We start from the raw sequence: 17,641 nt of genomic DNA on the forward strand, positions 1-17,641 counted from the left end.
TTAATCTTTTAGATCGATCTGCGGGTGCCAATACATCGACTTTGAAATTTTACGAAATTTCATCGTGGCGTTCAGCTCATTTGAGGTGCGGTAGCTAAGCACCAGCTCGTCCTTATCGCTCTTAGGCGCGGTGATCTTGTAGCGGCTCGCCCACGCGATCTTAAAAAGCTCCTTTTGCAAAAGCGGATCGCCGTCATGCAGCGGCACTACGTTTGCGTTTGCGCCGTTGATCTGCACCGCGCGGATCTGAATCTCTTTAGGATAGGAGGTGAGCAAAAACACCTCGTCCTCCGCGGCGTTTCTAAGCTCAGGTGCAACGGGATTTAGATAGGTCGCCACTGCCAAATAGCGATCGCCCGCGCGCACCGATTCAAATTTTTGCGTGTAGGCCAGAAACTCGTTTTTAAGCGGATCGTGACGGGGATCGTTTGCGGAGCAGGAGTTTAAAAATAGCGCTAGCGCGGCTAAAATAGCGCCCTTTGCCGCAACGCTTAACGAGCCCCTTGCCGCGCTACCTCGCGCGCCGCTAAAATCAAATTTCTTCATCGATCTTCCTTTGAAATTTTAGGCGCATTCTAACGAATTTTGCTTTTTAAAAGGCTAAATTCGCTACAATCTGCTCATCTTAAAAAGCCGGATTTTAAAATGAAAAGACTTGTTATCGCGTTTTCAGGCCCTTCCAATAGCGGCAAAACGACGCTAATTTGCAAGATCGCTAAAATTTTTATCGCTAGCGGGCTTCGGACTGCGATCGTAAAGCACGATCCGGGCGATAAGGCGCGTTTCGACGTAGAGGGCAAGGACAGCGCCAAATTTAGCGAGCTCGGCGCCGAAACCGTCGTGATGAGCCCTACGCGGACGAGCTATTTTTCACAGCGCTGTATGCAGATTGACGAGGTCGTGCGGATGCTCGGAGAATTTGACATCCTGCTCGTAGAGGGGCTAAAGACGCTGCCGCTGCCGCGCATAAGCCTGTTTCGCGACAGGATCGATCCGGCGTATCTGCCATTTTCGGATGCGATCGCTTCAAATTTAAGCGGCGAGCAGATGGATAAATTTTGCCGCGTAAATTTCGACATCAACGATGCTGCGGGCATTAGCGAATGGATCTTAAAAAACGCCAAAAAAATGTAAAGGAATAAAATGCAAGAGATCGTAAAATCAATCCAAAATATCGCGCTACAAATCGCCGAGGAGCTGAAATACGCGGACTTCGGCTACACAGATCATCACAACAGCACGGGCGATACGCAGCTCAAACTCGACGTAAAAAGCGACGCCATAATCGAGGCGGAATTTCGCAAAAATCCGCTCGTGCGCGCCCTAATCAGCGAGGAGAAAGAGGAGGCGCTGGAGCTTAGAAAAGATGCGCGCCTAATCGTCGCTTACGATCCGCTCGACGGCTCGAGCTTGGTGGACGTAAATTTCGCTGTGGGCTCGATATTTGGCATCTACGAGGATGAAATTTCGCCCGCAAACTTAAAAGCAGCGATCTATTGCATCTACGGGCCGCGCCTTGAGATGGTCGTTTGCGAGGACGCACCGAAGCTATACCGCCTAAATCGCGAGGGTAAATTTAGCTTCGTAAAAGACCTGCGCCTACAGCAAAAAGGCAAGCTAAACGCCACGGGTGCGACGCAAAAGGGCTGGAGCGAACCGCACCGAAAGCTCGTGCGCACGCTGTTTGATGAGGGCTACCGCTTGCGATACAGCGGCGCGATGGTAAGCGATCTGCATCAAATTTTATTAAAAGGCGGCGGACTTTTCAGCTACCCCGCTACTAGCGATCATCCGCGCGGCAAACTTCGCGTAACCTTCGAAGTGCTGCCGTTTGCGTTTATCTTCGAGCGCGCTGAAGGCGCCACCAGCGACGGCGTGAACAGCTCGCTTTTACAGCTTAAAATCGAGAAAATCCACCAAAGCAGCCCTTGCTTTTTCGGCTCGAAGTACGAGATCGCGAAAATGCATGAAATTTACGGCAAGAAAAACTAATGGCTGACACCGAGAGTAGCGCGCCGCGCGACGTTTACGACGAAATTTTGGATAAAAGCTTAGCCGCGCTGCAAGCGTGTCAGGCGGAGCATAACCTCACCAGCTGCCTGGAATGCGAGAAGCTGCTAGATTGCGCGGTGCGCGATAAGTACGTCAAGGCGGTTTATGAGAGCATGTCGCACGGCGCGACGGGGGATTTTTCGTTTTAAATTTAGCTATTGCAATCGCGGAATTTTACGAAGCAGGCTACTTAAAGCCCTTGCGGCGCAGGATTTTCACGAAGATGGCTGCGGCGCGGAATTTGCTCTGCGGTGCGGATTTAATCCATCGGCGCGCAAGATTTGCTTTGCGGCACTGAATTTGCCCCACCGCGAAACGATAAAATTTACGGCGCGTTTAGCCTCGCGGCTAGGCTGTGCTATAGCACATGTCTGTTTTGCGTGCGGATTTTGCGGCGGGTCGATAAAATTTAAATTGCGGGCGTGGCTAAATTTTAAATGCGTAGCTAAATTTAAAGCAAGCAAATGATTAAATTTCAGGCGCCACGGCTGGATTTTAAAATTTGCGGATAAAATTTTAAGGCGCGAAATTTCACTTCGCGAAATTTCAGCCGCGATCATGGGCTATTTATGAGCGCGGACACGCGAAATTACACAAAGTAAAATTTCGGCGGGTTAAATTTTACCGCCACGATCTTTAAATTTACGCGATTAAAATTTACCGACTTGCGCGAACCGCCATTCGTCGCCAATCTTTTGCTAGTTTAATTTTGCCTTGCAAAATTTGGCTCGCAAACTTAGCGAGACGGCGGATTTTGCCTCGCAAAATTCGAGCCGTAAATTTAAGCTGTAAATTTAAGCCGCGATTGCGCGTTAAAATTTAAAAGCTAAATTTAAAGCTCGTCTAGCGTGAGTGCCGTGCGAAGCGCTCGTTAAAATTTCAAAGCCGAGGCGCACGCAATGCTCGGCATTAGAATTTCAAAGTCAGCCAAGGCTCGGTAAGCAGGTGTGCCGCGAGCCGTGCATGCTAAAATTTCAAAGCCGAGCGCACTACGACGGTCGCGTTAAAATTTTAAAGCTAAGGCGCATTACGGCGGCGATTGCGTTAAATTTAAAAACCGATCGGCGGGTGCGCGGAATTTCAGGATCGATCCATTCGCGAAGCTATGCGCCATCGACCTATTCGCAAAGACACGCGTCATCGATCTGTTCGCAAAGCCGCGCCCATAGATCTTTTCGCAGTGCCGTACGCCGAAATTTTATAGCAAATTGGGGGATGCAAGCAAAAGGATGCAGTCGTTCATACAAGGAATTTTGATGGGGCTTGGCGTTAGCGTGCCGATCGGTCCGGTAAACGTGCTGATAATGTCCTACGCGCTGCGAAGCTACACTAAGGCGCTGTGTCTGGGCCTCGGCGCCATGAGCGCGGATATGCTATATCTGGCGCTCTCGGCATTCGGGATATCGCAGTTAGCCAAAATTCCGATCGTTTTTACCTGCATATCGGTATTTGGCGCGTGCTTTTTGCTCTACATGGCGTACGCGATCTGGCATGGCGCGGCTAGCTCGGTGCAACCTGCAAGCGTCGAGGCTTGCTCAGGCGCGGCGCTTTACGGCAAAGGCTTTTTAATAAATTTACTAAATCCATACGTCATTATGTTTTGGCTCAGCGTCTCTGCCGGTACCGCGCGAGCAAATTTCGCGCTTGCTCTTGCGGGGCTTGTAAGCGGAATTTTAGCTTGGATCACGCTTTTTCCGCTTGCTATATATCTAGCTCGTAGCAAGCTTCCAAACATAGTAGTGCGGGCATTTGCATATATCTCGGCGTTTATTTTGGTATTTTTCGCACTAAAGCTTTTATACGCTATAATTTTCGGTAAAATTTAAACCAAAGGAAGGCTTATGAAACCGATTGAAATTCTAAAAGAGCTCATCAAATTCCGCTCGCTCACGCCTAGCGACGACGGAGCTTTCAACTACGTCTCGATGCTGCTGGCAGACTTTAGCGAGGATAGATTCGAGCTAAACGGCGTAACTAACGCGATTTTTACCAAGCGCTTCGGACAGGGTCCGCATCTGTGCTTTGCCGGGCACATCGACGTCGTGCCGCCGGGCGAGGGCTGGGCGAGCGATCCGTTTGTGCCGGTGGAAGCGGATGGCTTTTTATACGGGCGCGGCACGCAGGATATGAAAAGTGGCATCGCAGCGGCAATCTGCGCGCTAGCGGCGGCACGCGATTTTAAGGGCACGCTGAGCCTACTACTAACCAGCGATGAGGAGGGCGACGGCATCTACGGCACGCGCGAAATGCTCTCTAAATTGCGCGAGCAAGGTGCCCTACCCGACTTCGCAATCGTTGCGGAGCCTACATGCGAAGTGCGCTTCGGTGATACCATTAAGATCGGCCGTCGCGGCTCAATTAACGGCGTCCTCGCACTCACGGGCATCGGCGGGCACGCGGCCTACCCTGATAAATGCATCAATCCTGTCCACATTTTGGCGCCGGTGCTTGCAAGCCTCGCGGGGCATGATCTGGACGCAGGTAGCGAGGATTTCGCTCCAGCCAAGATAGTCATCACCGACATTCGCGGCGGTTCGCAGGTAGTAAACGTAACACCCAAGGACGTACGCGTGATGTTTAACGCCCGTGGTGGCGTAGGGCTGGGGCTAGAAGACGTGCGAGACTACGTACTGAGATTATTTGAGCTGGACGCTAAAGACGCGCTATGCAACGAAAGCGAATCCTGCGGCAAACTAGAAATGAGCTGCACCGCGCAGCTGCGAGCAGGCGCGTCGCTACACCTTGCGCTAAAAAGCTCCTCAAAGCCTTTTTTAACTCAGCGAAACTCCAAAATCGTGCAAAAACTAAGCGCTAGCGTGCAGAAGATCTGCGGCGCAGTAGCCGAGCTAAATACCGCAGGCGGCACGAGCGATGCGAGATACTTCGCGGAGTTTGGCGTGGAGACAGCGGAGTTTGGCGTGCGAAACGACACGATCCATCAGATCAATGAACGAGTAGAGATGAGCGACGTCGAAAATTTAACTAAAATTTTTAGCGATCTGATAGAAAATTTCGACTAATTTAAGAATTTGGCAAAGCTACGTAGATTTGATAAAAATTCTGCGTTCTACCAAACTTTGCTGAATTTGCCGGGGTTTTCGCTCGTAGTTGCTTGGCAAATTTTATCTCTGCCGTGCGTATTGCGTAGAAATTTTGCCCTGCTACGCCGCTTTTGCTAAGAATTTTATCTACAGCACGCTTGCCGCTTTTACAATTACTTTGCTATGCAACGTCGCTTTAGCAAGAAACCCTAGCAAAACGTCGCTTTCAAAGGCGAGCTTCGCCGACGAACGCTACCACTGCTAGGAATTTTTTAAAAGAATATTGCTTTTGCGCGAATTTCAGCAAATAGCGCGGTCTTTGCGCAAAATTCATCTCGCTCTCTTTGCGTAGAATTTCATCTTCGTCAGGTGACTCTAGCGGCATACTGCTGTACTTTGCCGTCTTCGTGAAAAATTTTATCTTTGACGCGCCCGCTGCTTACGCAAGAAGCTTGGCTAGGACAATGCCGATTCTGCTGGGATACTGCCCACTTCGTGGATTTATAAAATTTTACTTAGTCACGTTACCGCCGAGAGGAATTCCGCCTCGCTCTACCGCCTCTGCGGGAATTTTACCCTACCTCGGCAAGCGCGATTTAAGAATTTTACTTTGCTTTGATACGGCAATGTGAAATTTTGCCCGTACGGCGCGGCAGCATAGAATTTTTAGCCTCTGCAAAACTCCGCGACAAAACCTTGCTATCCTTGCCTATCTACACAAAAAGGAGCGGCAAAATTTTACCGCCTCGCGTGCTGCTACACTAAATGCACGCAAGATGAAAATTTATCGAAGGATTTCAGAGCGTAATTTCGCGAGGCTAAATTTTATCACTGCGAAAAATTTCAACCACTCATAGCAGGCGTCTAAGGCGCGATAAATTTAAAATTAGGGCTTTAAGTCAGCATAGCAAGTTTCGCTTCTTGCAAAATTTTAACTGCCTTGGTCGCCGCAAAACTAGAAATTTACAAAATCGCTTTATGAAATTTCGCAGCGTCTCGCGGTAAAATTTGAAAATCAGCGCCGTGCCTGCAAGGCATAATTTAACGGAATTTTACTTGCCCAATTTGGCTAAGCTTTCTCTTTCGAAGTTTAGCAGCCACGCTTTGGTCGCTACGCCGCCCGCGCCGCTGTATCCTCCGAGCCCGCCCGTAGCTACAACGCGGTGGCACGGCACGATGATGGGGATTTTGTTTTTGCCGTTTGCGCTGCCTACTGCGCGGCTTGCGCGCGGTCTGCCGATAGCCCGGGCTAGCTCGCCGTATGTTACGACCTCACCATAAGGGATCTCTAAAAGCGCGCTCCACACGGACTTTTGAAACTGCGTGCCATTTTGGCTCAGTTTAACGCTAAAGCTTTCAAGCTCGCCCCTGAAATATGCGCCAAGCTCGTCGGTGCAAAGAGCCAAATTCTTTTTTAAATCGCTAAGCCTTAAATCGCGTCCTTTATCATCCGCTGCACGCACAAAGCCGAATTTAAGCTCTGCGTCGTGTTTTTTAAAGATCTCATCATTGGGCCCGCAGGCAGAGCTTTTGACCCAGTCGATACTGCAGATCCCGATCTCATCATCCCAAATTTCAAGCATTCCAATGGGCGAATTAAAAAAGGCTTTTTGCATCTCAATCCTTTCAAATTTTTACTGGTTTGATCAAAAAAATTTTAAAAAGCGCTTGTTGCGGTGCGAGCTAAAGCTCGAAAACGATGGAATTTCATGCGGTAGCTCAAAATTTTTAAAATTTATACGCAAAGCATCGCAAAGTCTCTACTCAAACCGCACGAGGTTTACCAAAACCCCGTCGAAAACGTCCTGCTTAAAGAGCTTGATCTCGCGCACGATATCTGCGTTATCATCATCGATGACGCTGTTTTTGACGAGGCTGTCCTCGATGAGCTTAAAGATAAAGGCGTGGTTGCTGACGTCAGAGATACCGCTTTTAAAGCCCATTTCAAGGCGTACCGGCACGCCTATGTGCACGCCGCGCAGATCCTTGGCGATGTAAAGATCGGCGATTGTGCGCACCATTTTTTTAGCCATTTGGTAGCTCGCCGTGGACGACAAAATATCATTAAGACCGAAATTCTCCATCAAAAGTGGAATACGAACGCGCGCCAAAACTCCTTCGCCAGGCTCGCTCGCGCTCTTTTTCAAAAACGAAATTTTAATCCTATGCGCGATGCCTATGAAACGCGGCTTAAGCTCGATGAGCCTAGCTTTAGACGCTTGCGGTAGCGAGATAGGACGCGAAGTGCTTGCAATAGGCAGAGCCTGCGGACGCCCCGGCAGGCGCGCGCGCTCTTTCGCAGGCGCTTTGCGCGCAGGCTTGCCATATAAATTTACGGGCTTAGTCACAAAAGTTGATTCGCTCCCAAAAGCAGCAGACGCGGGCTCATCACCAAGCGCCCCCTCCGCCATAGAAGAAGCAAACGTAGAATTCTCACCCGTTAACTCAGGCTGCGCGGATTGCTCAAATTCGAGCGCAAATTTATTTCCCGCTTGCGGCGGCAAATTTAAAGTGCGCCACTCTTGTGCGGAGCTTTTCTGCTCTAAATTTTGCTCATCGGAATTTTCTAGCGCGTAATTTTGCCCTTTTTCCAAAAACATTGAATTCTCACCGACGAAATTCTCATCTTGAGGCGTAAATTCCGAGGTATTTTCTGAAACAAAATTTGCAGCACGGCAGCTAGCGAAATTAGCGCTTTGCCCCTTGGAAAACTCGGAGCCTTGAGGCCCACAATCATTTGCGCACTTTATATCAAGCGCAGAATTTGCGAAAGTGGAATTTTTTGATGCAGAGCCTTGCGCCGTAGAATTTTTACTTCGTAAGTCCGCGTCCTGCTCTGCTACAAACGAATTTTCAGCTGCAAAATTCTCCGTTTGCGCCATAAAATTAGAATTTTGCGCCTCGAATGCGGAATCTTTCACGAGCATAGAGCTTTGCGCGGAAATAAAATTTCGCGATGCAAGAATGAAGCTTCGCCCTTTGGCAGAATTCATAGACGCAGAGCTTTGCGGCATAAAATTTTCACTCCTCGCATTTGCGCTCTCTTCGAAACTAGCAGCAAGCCCCACACTCATATCATCCTGCGCAGCATCATTTTGCGAAATTAAATTCTCGCGCGCCGTATCCCACGCGGTATCTGCGCAAAATTCCGCCCGAGCCGCACCATAAAATTCTGCTTGCGAAGCATCTTGAAATTCTGCTCGTGAAGCAAAATCTCGCACACTCTGAGCGCTGCACGCAGAAAAATCGCCACACCTTGCGTTTGTAGCATACAAAGTCTTTGCCAAGCTGCCGCCAGCCTCGGGCAAAACTGCGCTTAAATCTCCGCCGCAAAAGCTACCAAAATCGCAGGCGCCGTCAAACTCCGCATAGCCATCTGCCGCGCGGAGACGATCTGCGCGGGCTTTCTTTTTGGGCGTAGAAGAGAGCGTGAGCCTGCCTGCAAGCTCGCGTCCGCCGGAGTTTAAAATCCCAAAAATTCTAGCTCTAAAGCGCTCGAACTGCTCGCCACTAAGCAAAATTTTGTCGTTTAGGCTCTGCACGCCGAAGTCTGCAGCGGTAAAATTTACGATCGCTCCGTCCCTACTCGCGACGCGCACGCGGCCTTTGACCGAGCCTTTTAGCTTAAAATCGCTGCCTGCGAGAATTTTTTTCATTAATTCCTTCGGATTGTAGGGCATTTTAGCGCTCGCCAAAAACCACTTCGTTAAATTTAGCGACGAAGCTTAGCGGATTGACGCTCACGCCGTTGATCGCGATGCCGAAGTGCAGATGTGGGCCGCTAACTCTACCGCTCTCGCCCGAAAGCGCGATTTCATCGCCTTTGTGAACGTGATCGCCAAGCGTAACTTTGATCTCGCTTAGATGATAGTACTGCGAATAAATGCCGCCGCCGTGATCAATCACGACCGAACCGCCCGCGTAGTAGCGGTCTTTGGCGATGACTACGACGCCGTCGTTGGCAGCGCGCACTGCAGTGCCTACCGCGGCGCGATAATCGGTTCCGCTGTGATAGCTTTTAAGCTCGCCATTGAAAGTGCGGGCATTGCCGAATGCAGAGGTTATTTTAGAGTTTAAAGGCAGCTCAAACGGCGTGGAAAAAAGATAGCGCGGCGTGGTAATCGCATAGATCGCGTTAGCTTCGTCGAGCTCTTTTTTGATACGCGCGGCGGCTTCTTTAGGTGGTTTAACTTTGCCTGGAGCGACACTTAGGGCCTCTTTTTTATACTCACCCTTTTTCAAAGCAACGATCTGCTCGTGGCTGCCGCTTTGATCTACTATTCTCAGCGCGAAATCTCCCTTAGCACGGTAATTCGCTGCTAAAACGGCGATTTTACAGCTAGAATTTGGCGCCTCGATAAGGGGGATTTTCTTTGAGCCAAAGCTCAACTCGGTTGTGCTTTTATCTAATTTTAAGATAATAACGTCACCGTTTACTATGTCTAAAGCGAAAATTTTGATCGCCAAAAGTGCAAAAATAGCTAGAAATTTCATAAATTTTCCAAAATTCGTTATTTTTCATCAATTTTTTGTTAAAAATTAGCTAAAACAAATGAAATTGCTGTTATAATAACGAAAATTCAATTTTAAAAGGATTAAATGATGAAAAAGTTTTTGCTTCTAGCATCTGTTGCACTTTGCGGTCTTTTGCACGCGGACGTCGTGGCAAATCAAGAGGTTATAGCGGCGACTAACGTCGTTAGATCTTTCGTAGCGGCTAATAACTTCGGCACCGATGAGCGCTATCTAACCAGCGCCAAAGCCGTCGCAATCCTAACCGACGTAAAACGTTTAGCTGCGGGCGCATCGCTACAATACGGCGATGGAATTTTTAGCGTCAAAGGCGAGAACGGTGAGTGGAGTTCACCGATTTTTATCAAATATAAAGGCTACGGCGTGGGCTTACAGGCAGGCTACGAGACGAGCGACATCGTGATGATCTTCCATACTACGAAGTCATATCAAGACATTTTTACTGGCACAGACACCCTTGAGATCAATGTAGGTGCTGCAGCAGGCGGCGTAGGTAGAAGAACAGGTCGCGCAACCGATCTACCTGATATTTCTGCATGGATGGTAAGCCCGGGCGAGCAAACAGGCGTCTACCTAGGCGTATCGATCGACAACGGCAGAATCACTATCGACGATCAACTAACTAACGACTTCTATGAGAGAATTTACGACTACGAGGATATCTTAAACGATTCTCCGCGCGCGAATAAATATGCAAAAAGATGGAAGGAAGTGATGAGGAAGTATTTCACAAACGGCGAGAAATATGGCGCTAGCAGCAGTGCAGCGATACCTGTAAGTCACGTGCAGAAAAAATACCCTGATGGTAAGCCAATCATCTCAAACCGCTCTCCTAGAACTCATGCTAAGGCTACGCGAAGCAAAAAGGCTAAAAAAGCAAAATAAATTATCGAGCCAAGCCCCGCTTATGGGGCTTCTTGTTTTGGCTTTGCGTTGATTTGTGCAAGAGCGCCTAGATGTGAAATCGAAGCGCATAGGTTATTTTAAAAAGATTTATTGATTCTTTACTAAAGTATTTTATTTAATTTTTATGAGTTATTAGATATATAAAGACCGAATAAAATTTTATGAAATTTAACGAAATTTTTATAAAATTTAATCAGTTTTTTATATTTTTATCACTACAATTATAATTCTTGTCTCGTTAGCTCAGTTGGTAGAGCATCTGACTCTTAATCAGGCGGCCGTAGGTTCGAATCCTACACGGGACACCAATACTTTTTTACATACAATTATAGAATTTTAATCGGCGATTTTTAATTAATACACCTAAATTTATAATTACGATGCTTTTGTAAATGCAAATTAGGGCCACTCGAAGTAATAAATGACTTTTTCGATAATGTATCCAAGCGATAGAATTCGATGCATAGATAAAATTTAATAGTCATAGCTAAAAAGCAAAAAACAATTCTAGCTTTGATACTGTAATAGCTAAATGTCATTCTTACTCTTTAGTAAAATAGTATTGCTAATTTAACGTCAATACTATTTTACTAGAGTTTGCGCAACATAATATTCCATATAAAGCGCCGCAGTAGGGAGTTTTATCAAAAGCAGCCTTTACATTCAGCCGTAACGCCCGAATATAGAAATAAATTATTTAAAATTTATCTATTTTCGGAATTGCAGGTTTTAAATTTATCATAAACCAATACTACAAAGGTAGAAAGCATAAGTCCTATTATTGCAGATATTACTAAAATGATTAGTTTTTTAGGCTTTGCTGGGCGATCAGATAAAACTATATTAGAAATTATATGAGAAGTTTTAAAATTAAAATCAGAAAGCCTACTTTCTATAATGCTCTTTTTCTTCATTAAATCAGGAATTTGTACTAGAGTTATAGCACTAATTTCGTCACTTATTTTAGGTATATTGTCGTTTAAAATTTTGTCTTTTATATTCATTAACTCCATCAGTTTTAATTCGCCAGCATCGCTAAGCTTTTCTTTCTTGTTCAGCATATCTATTTGATCGTCTATTTTGGCTATCTGAACGCCTTTTAAATATTCTATGCGTTCTTTTAGATTACGAATTTTATTATTTTTTAAATAAGTTATCTGCGAATCAATACTTATCAATTGTTCACGTAAAACCTTTTTATATTCATCTAAAACTATAGCATCTTCTTCGCTTAAATCTGCTACCATCTCATCTATATGTTTTTTTAGTAATTCGTTTGATTTGGCAAACGCCGTTATAATAAATATATTGGCGCTATCTTTATCAGCGACGATACTATCAACCATTACGTTCTTGTCCTTAATATCCTTTAGTCCATCAATATATTTTACTCTAAGCTCATGCATCCGAACGGATCTTTCGGTTATATACTGTGGCATACCAGTTTCATTATTATAATAGGCGGTTTCTACCGCCGCCGTTGCTTTATACCACGGAGTAGCAAATAGAATGTACAAAAGCCCAATCGCAATAAATCCACAAGTTACTATACAAATTTGCTTTTTATATTTCCATATCTTTTTTGCCAAATCTAGCAAATCGATCTCATCATCTTTACAATAATTCTGTTGCATATTTCTTCTCCAAATTAAAATTTAAATTGCGCCCTCGCGAACAAGGACCACCTTAAAGGTTTTTATGATTATCACGATATCGTTCCAGATCGACCAGTTTTTCATATACCACGCATCCATGCCCGCCCTGGTCGCAAAATCCACATCGCTGCGCCCGCTCACCTGCCAAAGCCCCGTGATACCGGGCTTGACGGCGAGTATGAGATCAGCGTATTCGCCCATATCTTTGCGCTCGTATTGCGCGCACGGGCGAGGGCCTACGATGCTCATTTCGCCCTTTAGGACGTTGATCAGCTGCGGAAGCTCATCTAGAGAGCTTCTGCGCAAAAAATCGCCCAGCTTCGTGATGCGCGGATCATGCTCGTATTTGTGATATTTTTCAAAATACTCCACCTCTTGCGGATTTTGCTTTAGGTACTGAGATAAAATTTCATCGCCGTTTTCTTTCATCGAGCGAAATTTTAGGCACCCAAATGGCTTGCCGCCAAATCCCATCCTTTGATGCGAAAAAAATATGCGTCCCGTGGGCTCTTTTAGCTTCATCATCAACGCGATTACGCCAAAAATCGGCACCAGCAAAGGAAGTGCTAAGAAAATTAGCGCCAAATCAAGCCCGCGTTTAAGAGCTAAATTTAAAGGGCTTTTCAGAGAATTTCGTATCGCAAAGAGGCTGGTGCGTGATGCAAAGACGCTGTAAATATAGGTCTGCGTAAAGTCGTACGAACGCAGCACCGGGGTGAATAAAATTTCTTTATTTTCCCTGATGTTGCTCTCGATGAGCTCGTTTAAGGCGCTCGCTTCGAGCCTGCTTCCGCCAATAAATAATACGTCGTAGTCCCTACCTAGCGCTCTTACATATCCAAGATATGTGCTTCCTAAAACAGCGCTTTCAAACTCCTCACCTTCACCTAAAATTTTCGCCCTCTTTTTCCATAAGCCAAATTTAAAAAGCTTCCTTTTTGTTACGAGCTTCAAAAGCGGCAAAACCACTGCCATAAAGGCAAAGCTCAGAATAAAACTGGCGCGCGAAAATTCGTAATTAACTTTGATTAAAGCAAGTAGTGCGAGGCTTAGCAAAAGCCCCAAGAAGCAGCTTTTTACTAGAATTCTACTCTCGTGCCAAAAATCATACCGCCTCGAATATATCCCCTGATAGAAAAATAGAAATATCATTATGACATAGGAAGGCGCAAAGCCCTGATACCTGCCGACGTCCAGCAGCACATTATCGCCGTAAAGCAAATTTTTAAGTACCACGGCAAGCCCGAAGCAAAACCAGATGCCGAAAATATCGACCGCCAAGATTATCAAAACGCAGAGTTGCTTTTTCATCCTAGCTCCTATTAAAATCATCTTGCAGGCGCACGATATCATCCTCGCCGGTGTAGCTGCCGACTTGAGCCTCGATTAGCACGACGGGGATTTTGCCCTCGTTTGCGAGGCGGTGAACCTCGCCCATTCTAATGAACGTCGATTCGTTCTCGCGCAGCAAGAAATTTCGCTCGCCCACAGTCACGGTCGCAGTGCCGCTAACGACGATCCAGTGCTCGTTACGATGGTAGTGCTTCTGCAGCGATAGCCGCTTGCCGGGCTTAACGACGATACGCTTGATCTTGTAGCCGCGCTCATCTTCGAGCACCGTGTAGCTGCCCCACGGGCGATGCGTCGTTACGTGCACGTGCGCTAGATCGCTACCGCCTAGCCGCTCCACCACCTGCTTTACCTTTTGGGTAGAGCCTTTTTTACATACGAGCAGGGCGTCTTTGGTATCGACGATAGCGAGATCCTCGATGTCTATGGCGGCTATCGTGCGGCCCGAGCCGATGATGAGATTGTTTTTAGAATTTAGAGCGATATTTTGCTCGCTAGCGGTGTTGCCGTTCGCGTCTTTGGGCAGCTCGGCGTCTAAACTATCGAAGCTTCCCAGATCGCTCCAACCGATGTCTGCCGGCACGACCTTAGCAAGGCTCGTGCGCTCCATAACTGCGTAATCGATACTATCTGCGGGGATTTCTTGCATATCGTCTAGTTTAATTCTAATCGGATTTTCCGCATTAGAATTTTCGTACGCACGAACGCAGGCTTCGTAAATTTCGGGGCTACGCGCTTTTAGCTCGTTTAAAAATACGCCCGCTTTGAACATAAACATGCCGCTGTTCCAGTAAAAATTCCCCGCCGCTATGTAGCTTTGCGCCGCCGCAAGCTCAGGCTTTTCGTGAAATTTTAACACGTCCTCGCCGCTTGCTTCGATATAGCCATAGCCTGTATTTGCATCCGCGGGCTTGATACCAAACGTCACCAAAAACCCCTGCTTTGCAAGCTCGCGCGCGCGCAAGACGCTGTTTTTATACGCCGCCTCATCTCTAATTAGATGATCGCTCGGCGTTACAAAAACTATCTCCTCGGCCTTTAAGCTCAAACATGCAAGCGCGATCGCAGGAGCCGTATTTCTGCCGACGGGCTCGAGTAGAAATTTTACGCCGCGCGTGCCTAGGGCCTCAAGCTGATCGAGCGCCAAAAAATACTGCTGCTCGTTCGAGACGACGAGCGTGCGCTCGCATAGCGGGGAGTTTCGCTCGTAGCTCATCATAAAAAGCGAGCGATCGCTGAAGAGGCGCACGAACTGCTTCGGCATAAGCGTACGGCTGATCGGCCACAGCCTCGTGCCGCTGCCGCCGCTTAGGATTATATTAGTCATTTAGGCCGTCCTTAAATTCCTCATATTTTTTCTCGACGTAGCTTTTGATCTCGGCTTCAAAGCGCGCGCGCGAAAATTTTAAAGAATTTTCTCTGATTTTTACAGGCTCAAATTTATCATAATTTTGCTCAAATTTAGCTACGGCGACGAGCAGCTCCTTTGCGTTTTGCTTCATAAAATACAGCCCGCTCTCGCCATCGCGCACCGTCTCGCGGGCGCCGCCGCGCCCAAAGCAGATCACCGGCGTGCCGCATGCCTGCGCCTCTACGGGCGTAATGCCGAAATCCTCCTCTGCGGCAAAAACAAACGCCTTTGCCCGCCCCATTAGATCCGCCATCGTTTCATCGTCTGCGAAGCCCAAAAGTTCGACATTTTTGCCCGCTTTTGACTTGATTTTTGCCATATCGGGCCCGTCGCCGATGACTAGCAGTTTTTTATCCGTCTGCGAAAACGCCTCTACGATAAGATCGATCTTTTTATACGGCACCATGCGCGAGGCGGTGAGATAAAACTCCTCTTTAGCTTCACGCAGCGTAAATTTATCCACGTCCACGGGCGGATAGATGACGTCGCTGGGCTTGCCGTATGTTTTTTTGATACGGCGCGCGATGTAGCGGCTGTTTGCGACGTAGTGATCCACGCGGTTTGCGGTACTTGCGTCCCAAAGGCGAATTTTATGTAAAAAATACTTCGCCAGCATGCCCTTTAGACCGCGATCCAGCCCGCTTTCGCGCAAATACTGATGATATAGATCCCACGCGTAGCGGATCGGCGTGTGTACATAAGCGATATGAAGTTGATTTGAGTGCGTCAGCACCCCCTTTGCGACGGCATGCGAGCTAGATAGCACGACGTCATAGCCGCTTAGATCAAACTGCTCGATCGCATGCGGAAATAGCGGCAGATAGTTGCGGTATTTGTCCTTTGCGAATGGTAGCTTTTGGATAAAGCTCGTGCGGGCGCGCTTGCCTTTTAAAATTTTATCTCGGTCGGCACCCTTTAAAAAGTCGATAAGGCTGTAAATTTCAAAATCATTCCAGATATTAGTAAAACTCTCGACGCATTTTTCCGCGCCCGCATAGGTGCTAAACCAGTCGTGGATAAGGGCTTTTTTCATTGCGGCTCCCAAGTTGATCTATTTTTAAATACCTGCTCGTAAATTTTTTCCACTTTACGAATCATAACGCCGATATCAAATTTATCTTTAAAATTTAGCAATGCTTCGGCTTGCATTTTACCGTATATTTTCTCATCGTTTAATAAAATTTCTATATCCCGGCACGCCTGCTGTGCGTCCTCAAACAAAAACCCGCTTTTGCCGTTTTCTACAACCTCGTTATTTCCCACGACGTTTGTCGCCACTATAGGGGTACCGAGCGACTGCGCCTCTATGAGCGCATAAGGCAGCCCCTCCCACCTGGATGTAGACAGGTAGATATCCGTAGCAGATAGATACGCGGGCACTTCGCCAGTAAAGCCCGTAAAGATTATATTTACGCCGTCTTTTTGCGCCATAGATTCAAATTTTGCCCTATCGTCGCCATCTCCGAGCCATAAAAAAACGATGCTTGAATTATCTTTAAAATTTTTAGCTATCTCGTACGCCAAAGACATATTTTTTGCATAGTCAAATCTCGAAATAGTCGTAACTACCTTTTTGCCCGATAGATTAAATTTTATCTTGGCATTATCGTCTTTCAAAAGAGCTTTTATGCCATTATATACGACCTCGCTCTTGCTTTTTTTAAATAATTTAAGCTTTAAACAAACGCTATTTTCGCTCTTTGAGACATTTATAAATTTATCGGTAAATAACGTTAAAAATCGCTCCAAAAAAATATACGCGCTCTTTTTCAAAAGGCCGTATTCTCCGACATGAACGCCGTGTAAAGTATGGACTATTTTTAGCCTTGGATTTAAAATTTTAAGTATCCGCGAATAGATGCCCGCGCCCTTACCATGGGAATGAATCATCTCTATATCGTTATCTTTCATAAATTTATTCAGCCCGAGGAGCTTTTTTACGCTAAATTTTCTGTGCGGCAGGGCAAATATATCTTTAACCTTTTTTGACTCGCTCCACATATTATAATAGGGCTTATCTTTCGGACAAGCCAGAAAGATCTCCATATCGCTGGATAAATTATTTATAAGCAGATCGACGTGTTTTGGCCCTCCGCCGTGATCAGCCCTAAGCGTGATAAATAAAATTTTCATTTGTCATAATCCTTCAGTATAAATGATATATATATATATACAATAAGCTCATGCAAAGCATTGACAAATAGGCAAGAAGTCAATAAAGATATAAAGGCAATAAATAAATTATGATTTGTCAATATAGCTTTTCTTAAAATATAAATTATAAAAGTACAAAACAAAATATAACCAATAACACCGAATTCAGAAAATACTTGTAGAAAAAGATTGTGTTGTTCTAACGCCAAATTCATATGCTCTAAAGCATTTAAATGCAATAAGTACTCTGAATCAAGAATTAAATTTTTGCCATTAAAATATCCTATACCAAAACCATAATTATCAAAACCCATATTAGCATATGCAACATGTAACTGATACCTAAGAGACGAAAAATCATCTATTAAAATTTTATTATCTATATCCAAAATGCGGTCCACCCCAAGTATCAAAAACGGATATAGAAATATAAATAAAATATATAGACATCCAAAATAAACACTTACTCGTTTGTTTATCTTCGAGATTATAGACAAAAATATAAATAAGAATAAGGATATTATAAAGCTCCTATTAGC

The 17,641-nt window shown here is 46.0% G+C and carries 16 protein-coding genes and 1 tRNA gene; 7 read left to right on the forward strand and 10 right to left on the reverse strand.

The genetic code is table 11. The features are described 5' to 3' along the window. On the reverse strand, positions 1 to 546 hold the full coding sequence (locus Q0144_RS08570; RefSeq protein ID WP_298063338.1) for a hypothetical protein: 546 nt from the start codon (positions 544 to 546) through the stop codon (positions 1 to 3). Between the two features lie 99 nt (positions 547 to 645). Between Q0144_RS08570 and mobB the strand changes: the two genes are divergently transcribed. The 5 genes from mobB (at position 646) to dapE (ending at position 5,072) form a co-directional block, all read left to right on the forward strand. Beyond that, complete coding sequence (mobB, locus tag Q0144_RS08575; RefSeq protein WP_298063340.1) at positions 646 to 1,134, forward strand: molybdopterin-guanine dinucleotide biosynthesis protein B; 489 nt, start codon at positions 646 to 648, stop codon at positions 1,132 to 1,134. Between the two features lie 9 nt (positions 1,135 to 1,143). Beyond that, the gene (locus tag Q0144_RS08580) at positions 1,144 to 1,992 is read left to right on the forward strand and encodes a class 1 fructose-bisphosphatase (protein ID WP_298063342.1); all 849 of its coding nucleotides are present in this window, start codon (positions 1,144 to 1,146) and stop codon (positions 1,990 to 1,992) included. Beyond that, positions 1,992 to 2,201: a hypothetical protein gene (locus tag Q0144_RS08585; protein WP_295151906.1), complete on the forward strand. Its 210-nt coding sequence runs from the start codon at positions 1,992 to 1,994 to the stop codon at positions 2,199 to 2,201. Before Q0144_RS08580 ends, Q0144_RS08585 begins: the two co-directional genes overlap by 1 nt. A 1,080-nt stretch (positions 2,202 to 3,281) precedes the next feature. Beyond that, positions 3,282 to 3,878 (forward strand): LysE family translocator, encoded by a 597-nt coding sequence (locus Q0144_RS08590; RefSeq protein ID WP_298063344.1) that lies wholly within the window; start codon positions 3,282 to 3,284, stop codon positions 3,876 to 3,878. A gap of 15 nt (positions 3,879 to 3,893) precedes the next feature. Next, positions 3,894 to 5,072, forward strand: coding sequence for a succinyl-diaminopimelate desuccinylase (gene dapE / locus Q0144_RS08595; RefSeq protein ID WP_298063346.1), 1,179 nt, complete (start codon positions 3,894 to 3,896; stop codon positions 5,070 to 5,072). A gap of 1,073 nt (positions 5,073 to 6,145) precedes the next feature. Here the strand turns inward: dapE and Q0144_RS08600 are convergent. From Q0144_RS08600 to Q0144_RS08610, 3 genes are all read right to left on the reverse strand, one after another. Further along, entirely contained in the window at positions 6,146 to 6,709 is a 564-nt protein-coding gene (locus Q0144_RS08600; protein ID WP_298063348.1) for a methylated-DNA--[protein]-cysteine S-methyltransferase, read from the reverse strand. A 144-nt stretch (positions 6,710 to 6,853) separates the two neighbouring features. Beyond that, entirely contained in the window at positions 6,854 to 8,749 is a 1,896-nt protein-coding gene (locus Q0144_RS08605; protein WP_298063350.1) for a hypothetical protein, read from the reverse strand. Positions 8,750 to 8,774: 25 nt separating this feature from the next. Beyond that, positions 8,775 to 9,587 carry a M23 family metallopeptidase gene (locus Q0144_RS08610; protein ID WP_298063352.1) on the reverse strand — a complete coding sequence of 271 codons (813 nt, stop codon included), beginning with the start codon at positions 9,585 to 9,587 and terminating at the stop codon, positions 8,775 to 8,777. 108 nt (positions 9,588 to 9,695) lie between these two features. On the opposite strand from Q0144_RS08610, the gene Q0144_RS08615 reads away from it, so the two are divergent. Further along, complete coding sequence (locus tag Q0144_RS08615) at positions 9,696 to 10,511, forward strand: lipid-binding SYLF domain-containing protein (RefSeq protein WP_297943234.1); 816 nt, start codon at positions 9,696 to 9,698, stop codon at positions 10,509 to 10,511. Positions 10,512 to 10,764: 253 nt separating this feature from the next. Further along, a tRNA-Lys gene (locus Q0144_RS08620) sits at positions 10,765 to 10,840 on the forward strand. Between the two features lie 396 nt (positions 10,841 to 11,236). Here the strand turns inward: Q0144_RS08620 and Q0144_RS08625 are convergent. Genes Q0144_RS08625 through Q0144_RS08650 form a run of 6 tightly spaced genes read right to left on the reverse strand, consistent with a single transcriptional unit; the run spans position 11,237 to position 17,626 of the window. Beyond that, positions 11,237 to 12,166: a Wzz/FepE/Etk N-terminal domain-containing protein gene (locus Q0144_RS08625; RefSeq protein WP_298063354.1), complete on the reverse strand. Its 930-nt coding sequence runs from the start codon at positions 12,164 to 12,166 to the stop codon at positions 11,237 to 11,239. 21 nt (positions 12,167 to 12,187) lie between these two features. Then, on the reverse strand, positions 12,188 to 13,498 hold the full coding sequence (locus Q0144_RS08630; protein ID WP_298063356.1) for a sugar transferase: 1,311 nt from the start codon (positions 13,496 to 13,498) through the stop codon (positions 12,188 to 12,190). 1 nt (position 13,499) lies between these two features. Continuing rightward, positions 13,500 to 14,864 (reverse strand): mannose-1-phosphate guanylyltransferase/mannose-6-phosphate isomerase, encoded by a 1,365-nt coding sequence (locus Q0144_RS08635; protein ID WP_298063359.1) that lies wholly within the window; start codon positions 14,862 to 14,864, stop codon positions 13,500 to 13,502. Beyond that, on the reverse strand, positions 14,857 to 15,981 hold the full coding sequence (locus tag Q0144_RS08640; protein WP_298063361.1) for a glycosyltransferase family 4 protein: 1,125 nt from the start codon (positions 15,979 to 15,981) through the stop codon (positions 14,857 to 14,859). The genes Q0144_RS08635 and Q0144_RS08640 overlap by 8 nt, the downstream gene beginning before the upstream one ends. After that, positions 15,978 to 17,081: a glycosyltransferase gene (locus tag Q0144_RS08645; protein WP_298063362.1), complete on the reverse strand. Its 1,104-nt coding sequence runs from the start codon at positions 17,079 to 17,081 to the stop codon at positions 15,978 to 15,980. Before Q0144_RS08645 ends, Q0144_RS08640 begins: the two co-directional genes overlap by 4 nt. Beyond that, entirely contained in the window at positions 17,078 to 17,626 is a 549-nt protein-coding gene (locus Q0144_RS08650; protein ID WP_366111448.1) for an O-antigen ligase family protein, read from the reverse strand. The genes Q0144_RS08645 and Q0144_RS08650 overlap by 4 nt, the downstream gene beginning before the upstream one ends. Positions 17,627 to 17,641 lie beyond the last annotated feature (15 nt).

Origin of the sequence: uncultured Campylobacter sp. (assembly GCF_938045345.1) — a bacterium.
Taxonomy (GTDB): domain Bacteria; phylum Campylobacterota; class Campylobacteria; order Campylobacterales; family Campylobacteraceae; genus Campylobacter_B.